This window comes from Alistipes sp. AF14-19 (assembly GCF_003461645.1).
GTDB lineage: Bacteria > Bacteroidota > Bacteroidia > Bacteroidales > Rikenellaceae > Alistipes > Alistipes shahii.
Map to the genome: position 1 here is coordinate 1 of NZ_QTXM01000037.1, position 9,687 is coordinate 9,687.

Consider the following 9,687-nt stretch of genomic DNA (forward strand, 5'->3'; position numbering starts at 1 on the left):
GGATAGAATCTGCAAAGTTACACTTCACGCCTTGTTGCTGCACGAAATCGCTCAAATTATTCAAGCCATTCGAATCTTGTACCAAACAAGCTTGTGTGTTAAAAATATTTGCTGCTTTTTGAGATAAAAGAATATTTGCTTCTACCGTTATTGCATCGAATATTTTTATACCTGCAAAATCTACCAACATAATAGGATTGGTCTTGCTTGCGAAATAACCTCGCAAGGCTTCACCATACCCTGCACGCATCCATTTATTAGACGTGATATAGCAAAGAAAACCATTGGGAGTAAGCAGGTTCATACCCAACTCATAGAAGAGGCAGTAAATATCACCAGTGCGTGCATAAGTTATGTAACCCATGCATTCTAATACATCGGCACTCTTACCCATAGATTGTAACTGAATGTAAGGTGGATTGCCAATGATACAGTCAAATCCCAAGAAGTTGCCTTCGGCATCGAGTACTTCTGGAAACTCTATACGCCATTCGAATGCACCAAGATAAATTTTGTTGGAGCGTATTTCCTCAAATATATTTTCTAAAGTCGCAATTTCTTTCTTTAAATCGGCAATGCGCTTGTCCGACGCTTTCTTTTCCTTTTTTGTCGGTTCAAACAGTTGAGGCGCTTGTAAGTTTGCCAACTCAGAGCGGCGTTTGTTCAATCTAACCAATCGTGCATCCCGGCGGTTGATCTCTGTTTTCAGTTTCGACTTGATTTCTGTTATAAACGTTTCCAAATCCTGCTTTTCGCTTTTACTTTGGGCATTTTTATATTTAGCTACAGCCTCCTTATATTGGCTGATGCTGATACTAGACTCTCGCAGTACGGTCTGAATACTGTCTGTCAAAGCGAATCGGTGAAGCAAAGAATTTCCACATTTGATGTTAATGTCGATATTTGGTAAGGTTTCTAAATAAGTGTAATTACTTTCAGCCGTATAGTAAGCATTCTTCAACAATTCAATCCACAGTCGTAGGCGGCAAATCTTCACAGAGTTGGGGTTAATATCAACGCCAAATAAACAGTTCTCAATGATTTGACGCTTCTCCTTGAAAAGAGTTTCCTGCATGCGGCGACTTTCCGCATTGAGTGGGTTGTAAGCAAATAAATTACCTTCGGTATCGGTAACAATCAGCTCGTCATTTTCAATGGCAAGTTGATAGTCCGCTTTGCGGATACGCTTACCGGTAGCATCTACCAAAATACCTAATTCGTATTTCAAGAGTATCAGTTCATTGAGAGCAGACACAAGAAAGTGACCCGAACCAACAGCTGGATCACACAGTCGCAAACTGTTAATTAGTTCATTAGCTTCGACTATATTGTCAATATGGTTGTATAGTTCTATACGGGTGGTACAATTCCAGCCATAATAACCATTAAACTTTTGCAACACGGTCTTGGTGATTGCTTCACGGCACATGAACATAGTGATAAAGCCTGGAGTGAATACTGAACCATCCTTGTGACCATTTATTTTCTCGAATATAAGCCCTAAAACAGAAGCATTGATGAGTGTTTTAGCCTCTTCTTGCACTTCTTCACTGCCTTCGCTCGCAAAGTTATAAGCGTCGAGAAAAGCAAACAAATATTGCAGGGTGGGTAATGCGTTGACTTGTAGATTGCGTTTTTTATTTCGTAATACGCTACTCGCCAAGACAGGAAGTACCGTACGTTGTGAAAGGCTGTTTATCTTAATTGTTTTACTTTCCAAATCTGTCACCTCGAAAAGAGAACTGTTAAGATAGGGAACGTAAGCAAAATCACGCATAATGGAGTGTGTGCGGCTGCCCATGTCACGTGCAAGCACTTGGAAAAAGAGTGTGTTGAGATCATCATAGTCATGAATCTTAGTTATTGAAAGAAATTTATAGATTGCATCTCCATTGTGGTATTTCAACATCTGAGCCTCCAACAGTTTCAAGAAAAGGATACGATTCATCCAAGTAATACACAATTCCATTGCAACATTGAATAACCGTTCCTCATAATCATTCCCATACAAACTACCATTTATGTGACGCAAACAATCTTCTGCATCCAGTTGGTTAATAGTATTCTCTAGTAATGAAGCCTCGTCACGCCGTTCCACAGCTTTGCGTACAATCACGGTTTTATTATTCTCTTTGCGTTCCTCAATACCAATAATGTGTAGCAGCTCAGTGTAGAATCCACGGTTGAGCGAATTGCTGTCATTTTGGAACGATAGCTTCAAAAGATGTGTATCGCTGAATATCTTATAAAGTTCGATAAGTTTGCGTGAAGCGCTACCGTCTGTTCTATCAAGCAGGTGTTGATAGTCTTGTAAGTTGAAGTAAGTGTATTCAAGGCTATCTTTCACCTCCTCAATATAGGTTGTTGCAATTTCAGTATAGAAGAAATCGGTTTTGTTACTGGTTTTGCGTCCATCCACAAAGTCTTGAAACTCACGACGTAATTGTTTGTTCTGATAGAATTTGCGTTCAAACTCATGGGCATCAAAAATAAAGAATTCATGAATATTAGTAGCGATGAGATATTTAATATCATTGTTCTTCTTATTGACACGTTCTTTAAGATAGTATAGCAATAATTCCTGCAAAGCCTTACGATTAAGATTGTCATTAGAAATCATCTCACCTTTGTTGGTGGTACTCTTTACTTCAATCAATAACCCTATATTGGACTTGATAGTTTTATCCAATCGGATAGCCAAATCAATATCTTCTTCGGGAGCCATGTAGTATGGCTTGTAGAACGTTTCACTCAGAAAATTACGTAAATGTTCTTTTTGCGTGTGTTCTCTTTGCCCATCCACAATATTGTCTCTCAATGTGCGAAGGGCATTTTTGAATAAGTCAAAATCTGTTGTTTCAATCGCAACCTGTCTATATGCTTTGTTCAAAACTTGATTCGGTTTGAGTAGTCCCATAATGTTTGGTAAATGAGTTAATAAAATACAAAGGTAGTCTAAAAACTTGATAATAAAGAATGAACGTATTGGTTTAACGAAAGTTTGTTCTACTGCCAGCCATTATCAACAAACAATAGCAGCAGTAGATTTGACATGATTCTACTTATTATATTGTAATAGCCAGCCAAAGTAATCTTTTCACATCCGGATCTATCACAGGTTGGATAAGTTGTTAACCTGAAGGTAACCGACCTGATGGTATAGGAACAGGAAGAAGTCTGTAATCATGGCATTTACCCGGATAGAGAAGCCACATTTTTTATTGCCGGACTTCCGGCATTGCCTCATCCATGTGTGAAAAGGAGTTTTTTCTTTCACCACAACGTTCCTTTCACATACCCAAAGGGGGTAGTGGATCCAGACCTGCTTCGGCTTTCTTTTTCCTTCCCATATGACAAAAACCGACTATCCATGACTATTCCTGCCAGTGTGCCGGTCGTGCTTGCCTCTCATGGTTTCTTCCCTTATATTCGCACTGATATTTAAACGAGTTGAAAATATGGAAATATGCTACATCGAGGCCGGTGTCCTTGAGAGGATGCTGGCGCGCGCCGAGAACCTGTCCGCACGTGTGGACAGATTGTATGAGAGAAACCGCTGTAAGGAACCCGGAGAGTGACTGGACGGCCAGGATGTCTGCCTGCGCCTTGACATCTCGCCGCGTACCCTGCAGACTCTCCGCGATACCGGACGGCTGGCGTTCACCCGCCTCCAGCGCAAGTTCTATTACAAGCCCGGGGATGTGGAGAAGCTGATGGCCTACGTCGGCATCAGACGCAAGGAGAAGGAGGTGAGAGAAAGAAGGAAGAACGGAAACCTTTAAAGAGCGGAAGAGATGGAAGGCATTATCGACAAGGAGAACGAACGTGTCCGCAGGTTCTTTGCCCTGCTGGACGACATGGAGAAAAAAGTGGAACGTCTTGCCCGTGACAACCGTCCTCCCTTCAACGGGGAACGGTTCCTGACCGACAGGGAGCTTTCCGGGATGTTGAAGATCAGCCGCAGGTGCCTGCAGGATTACAGGGACCAAGGACGGATTCCCTATATCCAGCTTGGCGGGAAGATCCTGTACAGGCAGTCGGACATCGAGAGGCTGCTGGAGGAGAACTATCACCCTGCATTGGTATAATATCGTATTTAAGTTTAAGGATTGTCGCCGGAATTGCATTTACGATTCCGGCGGCAGTTTTTATTTAGCCTGCGGCTTCCTTGCCGGCCGCGGGCTTTCTTCTTTCCATCAGCCGGTTCATGTCCGAGGATATCTTCCGGTCGGTGACCTGGGCGTAGACCTGCGTGCTGTCGATGTTCGTATGGCCCATCATCCTGGCGATGCTCTCTATCGGAATACCTGCGGTCAGTGTCAGGGTCCCGAACGAATGCCGGGCCATGTGGTAGGACAGGTTCTCTTTCATGCCTAATGCCACGCCCATTCCATGTACCTCATACCAGAGGACGTCGCGGACCGGCAGCGGGAATACCGGCCTGTCGTCATCCGTGGTGTTGTAAAGCTCCAGTATCTGTCCGGCTATGGGATGCAGCGGGATGAACGCCTCCACGTCCGTTTTGGCGCGGCGGATGCGGATATACCTTCTTCCTTCCGAAGTCGTTCCGATGTGACGGGGATGGAGAGCCCTCGTATCCGCGTAGGCCAGACCGGTCAGCGAGGAGAAGATGAACGTCCTGCGTGCCAGCTCCATCATCGGGTCGGGCAGCGGGGTTTCCATCATCCGCTTCAGTTCACTGCGGCTGATATGCCTTAGTTTAGGTGTTTCTTTCCTCTCGTATGCCACGTCCTCTATCGGATTGGCTCTTAGTATTTCCCGGTCCACGGCGATGTAGATGAGCCGGTTGAGCCAGCACAGGCAGTGGTTCACGTGTCCGTTCCTGTGTCCCAGCTCCTTCTTGAGAAAGACCTTGAACGATTCGGCGAACTCCTCGGTGATGTCCGAAAAGGCGATGTCCTTCATCCCGCGGGATTCGATGAACTGCCTGAGGTTGAGCTGGGTGGTCTTTGACTGGCGGTAGGTGGAAGTGGAGTTGATCTCCTTGGAGCGGACCCTGAGCCGTTCGCGTTCCACCTCTCCGGCCTGCAGGAGGTATTCCGGTACGGAATTGGCGCCTGACACGGTGGTCTTGAGCAGTTCGGCCGTGACCACTCCCTGGTTCCTCAACAGGTTCCCGTACGCCTCTTCCAACCGGCTGCGGAAGGCGGCAAGGCGGTTGTTCTCCCTGGCTGTTTTGATTTCACACTTCTTGCTGTCCCAGTCCCCGGGTTTGCAATAGACGCCTGTCGTGACTGCCGATTTCTTTCCGTCGATGCTGATCCGGCAGAGGACGGCGGTCGTGCCGTCCGATTTCACCTTGTTACGGTTGATGTAGAATAAGAGCTTGAATGTACTGCGCATGATAATGATTGTTTAGGGATTAAAGGATAAGTTTCAAATCGCGGGTTGCCTCGACGAACCTGTCCATGTCCTCGAACAGCTTCTTCGGGGTTACGCGCGCGTATATCTGGGTGGTCTTTATGTTGGAGTGTCCCAGCATTTTGCAGATGGTCTCTATCGGCACTCCCTCCTCGAGCGTGACCAGCGAGGCGAAAGAATGCCGTCCCATGTGGTAGACAAGGTCCTGGCTCAGCCCTGCCATCAGGCGCAGGGATTTCATATTGGCCCTGAGCGTGTGGTAGTCCTGCGGCGGGAAAAGAGTTTCGCGGGTATCGTCCCGGTATTTCTCAATCAACGCGACGGCTTCCGGAAGCAGCTTGACACGTCCGAGGTAGTCGGTTTTCTTTCGCTGGTATTTCAGCCAGAGGCTGCCCTCGTCATCCCGGAAGAGGTTCTTCCGGGTGATGCTTACCGCATCGGCATAGGCGGTGCCGGTGTAACAGGCGAAGAGGAAGAGGTCCCGGGTGATGACATGTGACCTGCGTTTTTCCGGTATCTCCAGATCACGCAGCTTCTCGAGATTCTCACGGCTGAGTGCTTTCGGTGTTGTCTCCTTCTGCTTGGGCAGCTTGAAGTGGCAGAAATGGTATTTCTCCGAGTGGCCCTCCTTGTAGGCGATGCGGCAGATCTTTTTCAAGATGGCCAGGTAGCCGCGAAGCGTGTCCACGGCATATCCCTTTTCCAGAAGGATGAAATCCTGATAGTCGCGGATGAACTGCTCGTTGAGCTGCCCGAAGACAAGGTCCGGAACCTTGAATTTCGCCTTGATGAATTCGGAAAGCGTGCGGTAGGTGAAGAGGTAGGTCGAGAGTGTGGTGGGCGCACGGTCCACACCGACACGGGCCTTCATTTCCCCGTTATGCCGGTCGAGAAGTTTGAGCAGGGTCATCTGCATGCCCGCATTGCCCTGGAACATGTCCCTGACCGCGGCGGCATCAAAATCCCTTTTTCTTTCCATGAGGGAATTGAAGGCCGAGTGTACGGCAAGCAGCAGTCTTTCTATTTTTTCATTGGTCTCCACCGCTTCCCGGCTCTTGCCGTTCAGCCGGCTCTCACGCGCGTTCCACAGCCCGGGGGTGCAGGAGAGCTTGCAGCTGAACTGCGCCATCGTGCGGTTGAGGGTGATCCGTCCCATGATCGGGGCTTTGCCGGTCTTGTCCGGCTCGCTCTTTTTCAGGTAGAGCAGCACCTTGAATTTTTCCACTTTCATAACGCTCTTTTTTAGGTTGTAAAAATACTCCTTTGAAAAGCGTCCTTTGGCATGCAAAACATTGAGAAACAGTGAATACAAATCCGCTTTGTTCTTATCGGTAAAAATTCGGTTACCTGCCGTCGTTTCCGAAACAGGCGGCTAACAGTCTGGTAACTGAAACGTCGCAATATTTTGTTTTCTTTTGCAGGTCTGTCTGTTCTGCAATTCTCGCAAAATGCTTAATTATAAACGTTTTACGTTTAATTATCGTCATTCTGTTTTTTATTGCATTTCTAAATATTACTTATACAGCGCGGCATACCTTTGCCACAACGGTCACGCTTACGCAGGGCGTACCTCTGGAAACGGTCAGCAAGATGCTGGGACATAAACGGATCACCACGACCCAAATCTACGCCAAAATCACCAATGACAAGATCGGGCAAGATATGGCGGCATTAAGCGAGAAACTCAGCAGCGTCTTCAAGGTCGCACAGTAATGGCCTACGATCTTACAGCTAATTCGATTTCCGATCTTGCTTCGTCGATGGCAGGGTAATTTTCGATGTAAGTTTTCCCGCCGGCAGGGAATTTATCGCCGGAGATGGAAATACGCAAGGCCATGCGAATCGCCCGAGGGGCGAGCCTTGCGTATTTCCATCTCCGGCATTTTGCTGAACGCTACCGTCGGAATAGGCGGCTTTCTGCGGCTCCTGACGATCCGGTTCTGATGTTCAGTCGCGGTCGTATGCTCATCGCCGACCTTACGGACGACCTCCAATACTTTACGTTTGGTTTCGCTGCTGACATAAAGAGCCGAGCGGGCACGAATGCTTCTTGGCTGCAGGAACATTCGGTCGAAGTCGCCGATGACGATGTCGTCATCAGACCGCAGAGGTAGGAAGGGATTCGGAAGCGGCATTTCCCGTTTATTGGGCTCTTCCCGCTTTCGATCCCGGATGAAATCCTCACGGTCATCGGCCGGAAGAGGTGCCGGGGCATCGGGACGCTCCGGGCGCCGCCAATGCTGTATCAAGGAACTAATCCCGGAAAAAATACTCCAAAGGAGTATCGATCCGAACATAATAAGACCCAGCGTCTCCCAAAAGTGCAGGTCGGATAAATAGTCGTTCAACATGATTGAAAAAGTTTTAGATGATGTTATGGTAATTCTGTTCTTGATGTATGCGATTGATCTCGTCGCGGAATATTTCGAGATGGTGCCGCAGGATATTATCTACATAAGATGTCGCGGTCAGTCGCTCGCCGCCGATTTTTTTCAGGACTTCAAGGATTTTCCGTTTCGTAGGGGCACTGACATAGAGCGAGGCGCGGAGGTCGTAATCCACCCGGACAAGAAATGTTTTTTTGCAGTCGGGCAATGTCATCGAACGTCGCCGTCGTATGTCCGGTACGTGAGCACTCTCCGGCTTCACATCCTGCCTTTCGGATACGACCGTTTCGGAAGACTGGGAATCGGGATTTGAGGAATCTTCAGGTGCGGCGACAACGGATGCAGGAGCGTCGGGAACGGACGCTGTCTTGAGTGACGGGTGCATACGCGCAAAACAGTTCTTTTTCATTTCAGATAAGGTTTTTGGTGCTTTTCTGTTTATAAATTCTATTGATGTCGTCTTTGTATAGTTCGAGATGCTGCCGCACGATATTCTCGACATAGGACGTGGCAGTCATATATTCGCTGCCGATTTTCTTAACTACATCCAATACCTTTCGCTTGGTGTCGATACTTACATATAAGGCCGAGCGGACGTGTATATCATGGCGAGTCATATAGGTCTGCTCGAAATCCGGAATGACCATTGTCCGTCGCCGCCGGGGCTCCGGTGCCGGAGCAGGACTATCTTGTGTTTCTTCTCCGGAATCCCGGGCAGCGACATCCGGTTCTGCCTGCGGCTCTTGCTGCGCAGGATCTTCTATCTCGCGTGTAACTTTCGTCGTGAGGGGCAGCTGTCCTGCGATCACCTGTCTTACAAGACCTTCGTCTACTTCGACTTTGGTTTTTTTAGCCATTGTCAGCGGATGTTAAGAAGCGTGAGAATTTCCGTTGCGAGGGTCTCGATCCGTGCTTCACGGGCAAAAGTCCGTTCCGGCGCCAGCAGCGTCGAGCGGCCGACTCCTGCATTGTCCGGAAGCAGCTCCTTGTTGAACTTCGAGCGGTAAGGAATGTGAGTTGTCATAAGCGACAGCCCGAGCTTACGGATAACGGCCTCGTATTGGTCGTAAAGCGGCGTGCGTTCACGACGATCTATCATCGTCCAGAAAAGATAGACGCTCTGTAAAGTGAGGGCCGGATTCCGGGCAAGGTTAGTAGTGAGGCTCCGGGCAAAGGAGAGCGCACTTTCCATGACGACCTTGTCGGCTTTCAGGGGCACGAAGACAGCGTCCAACGACGCGAGGAGCCGAATGACGCCTTCGGCATTGACCGTTCCCGGTAAGTCGTAGAGAATGATGCGGGGATTGTAGCCGTTTTGCAGTAGCCGCCCGACTTCATCGGGGGCTTCGAGCGGCATGCATTTCAGCAGCGGCCAGAGCTTGCGGCCCGTGGCTTTGAATTGACGTATCAGCAACAGCTTGTGATAATCGTCATGCTCGATGAGCGATAGTTCCCGCTCCCGTTGGGCATGGATCGACCATTGGGGATAGTCGCAGTCCACGACCAACACGTCGTGCCCGACGATGTAATGCAGGTAACTGGCGAGCAGTACCGTGAAGGTTGATTTTCCAACGCCGCCTTTCTGATTGCAGACGGCAATGCTTGCAGGGGTGATGTTCATAATACAGAGTTTAAAAGATTCGACAACTCGCGTTTGGGGATAGTCATTCTATCGAATTTTGCATTTTTGCTGCATTCAGAGATGCACTCTTTCAGAGATTCAGAGTTTATGAATATCTTTTCTTCCGAAAAAGAGAAAGAGCGATTTTAACAACGAATTTCGTCTCGGAACAATCGCCATCGCGCCGACACGATATCCCAACAGGATGATTCGATTTCATGGCTCACAAACGCTTTCTTTTATTCTGTCCCGTCCTGAAAAAGGTTTACAAAAAAGAGTAAATCTTATGCAGCAAAC

Annotated in this window: 10 protein-coding genes; 3 read left to right on the forward strand and 7 right to left on the reverse strand. The window is 48.0% G+C overall.

Annotated elements, in window-relative coordinates; genetic code table 11:
- Positions 1-2,917: Eco57I restriction-modification methylase domain-containing protein (locus DWW03_RS16050; RefSeq protein WP_147344335.1), on the reverse strand; the 2,917-nt coding region annotated here is incomplete at its 3' end.
- A gap of 661 nt (positions 2,918-3,578) precedes the next feature.
- On the opposite strand from DWW03_RS16050, the gene DWW03_RS16065 reads away from it, so the two are divergent.
- Positions 3,579-3,782 carry a helix-turn-helix domain-containing protein gene (locus DWW03_RS16065; protein ID WP_083810220.1) on the forward strand — a complete coding sequence of 68 codons (204 nt, stop codon included), beginning with the start codon at positions 3,579-3,581 and terminating at the stop codon, positions 3,780-3,782.
- Between the two features lie 12 nt (positions 3,783-3,794).
- Positions 3,795-4,088, forward strand: a complete 294-nt coding sequence (locus DWW03_RS16070) for a helix-turn-helix domain-containing protein (protein WP_004311261.1) — start codon at positions 3,795-3,797, stop codon at positions 4,086-4,088.
- Positions 4,089-4,152: 64 nt separating this feature from the next.
- On the opposite strand, the gene DWW03_RS16075 is transcribed toward DWW03_RS16070, so the two are convergent.
- Both DWW03_RS16075 and DWW03_RS16080 read right to left on the reverse strand, forming a co-directional pair.
- Positions 4,153-5,364: a site-specific integrase gene (locus DWW03_RS16075; protein WP_004311260.1), complete on the reverse strand. Its 1,212-nt coding sequence runs from the start codon at positions 5,362-5,364 to the stop codon at positions 4,153-4,155.
- Between the two features lie 19 nt (positions 5,365-5,383).
- The gene (locus tag DWW03_RS16080) at positions 5,384-6,613 is read right to left on the reverse strand and encodes a site-specific integrase (protein ID WP_011203099.1); all 1,230 of its coding nucleotides are present in this window, start codon (positions 6,611-6,613) and stop codon (positions 5,384-5,386) included.
- Positions 6,614-6,819: 206 nt separating this feature from the next.
- Here DWW03_RS16080 and DWW03_RS16085 point away from each other — a divergent pair, with 206 nt between their 5' ends.
- Positions 6,820-7,095 carry a tyrosine-type recombinase/integrase gene (locus tag DWW03_RS16085; RefSeq protein ID WP_310592086.1) on the forward strand — a complete coding sequence of 92 codons (276 nt, stop codon included), beginning with the start codon at positions 6,820-6,822 and terminating at the stop codon, positions 7,093-7,095.
- Between the two features lie 92 nt (positions 7,096-7,187).
- Here DWW03_RS16085 and DWW03_RS16090 read toward each other — a convergent pair whose 3' ends face one another.
- Genes DWW03_RS16090 through DWW03_RS16105 form a run of 4 tightly spaced genes read right to left on the reverse strand, consistent with a single transcriptional unit; the run spans position 7,188 to position 9,390 of the window.
- Positions 7,188-7,733 (reverse strand): DUF3408 domain-containing protein, encoded by a 546-nt coding sequence (locus DWW03_RS16090; RefSeq protein WP_118407046.1) that lies wholly within the window; start codon positions 7,731-7,733, stop codon positions 7,188-7,190.
- Positions 7,734-7,746: 13 nt separating this feature from the next.
- The gene (locus DWW03_RS16095; RefSeq protein ID WP_227901035.1) at positions 7,747-8,178 is read right to left on the reverse strand and encodes a DUF3408 domain-containing protein; all 432 of its coding nucleotides are present in this window, start codon (positions 8,176-8,178) and stop codon (positions 7,747-7,749) included.
- A gap of 1 nt (position 8,179) precedes the next feature.
- The gene (locus DWW03_RS16100; protein WP_019149528.1) at positions 8,180-8,626 is read right to left on the reverse strand and encodes a DUF3408 domain-containing protein; all 447 of its coding nucleotides are present in this window, start codon (positions 8,624-8,626) and stop codon (positions 8,180-8,182) included.
- A gap of 2 nt (positions 8,627-8,628) precedes the next feature.
- On the reverse strand, positions 8,629-9,390 hold the full coding sequence (locus DWW03_RS16105) for a ParA family protein (RefSeq protein ID WP_019149527.1): 762 nt from the start codon (positions 9,388-9,390) through the stop codon (positions 8,629-8,631).
- Positions 9,391-9,687: the final 297 nt, after the last annotated feature.

Bases quoted from the DNA above. Each gene is read 5' to 3' on its own strand.
- DWW03_RS16105 (WP_019149527.1), bottom strand. From the start codon at position 9,390: ATGAACATCACCCCTGCAAGCATTGCCGTCTGCAATCAGAAAGGCGGC.
- DWW03_RS16095 (WP_227901035.1), bottom strand. From the start codon at position 8,178: ATGAAAAAGAACTGTTTTGCGCGTATGCACCCGTCACTCAAGACAGCG.
- DWW03_RS16075 (WP_004311260.1), bottom strand. From the start codon at position 5,364: ATGCGCAGTACATTCAAGCTCTTATTCTACATCAACCGTAACAAGGTG.
- DWW03_RS16090 (WP_118407046.1), bottom strand. From the start codon at position 7,733: ATGTTGAACGACTATTTATCCGACCTGCACTTTTGGGAGACGCTGGGT.
- DWW03_RS16070 (WP_004311261.1), top strand. From the start codon at position 3,795: ATGGAAGGCATTATCGACAAGGAGAACGAACGTGTCCGCAGGTTCTTT.
- DWW03_RS16080 (WP_011203099.1), bottom strand. From the start codon at position 6,613: ATGAAAGTGGAAAAATTCAAGGTGCTGCTCTACCTGAAAAAGAGCGAG.
- DWW03_RS16100 (WP_019149528.1), bottom strand. From the start codon at position 8,626: ATGGCTAAAAAAACCAAAGTCGAAGTAGACGAAGGTCTTGTAAGACAG.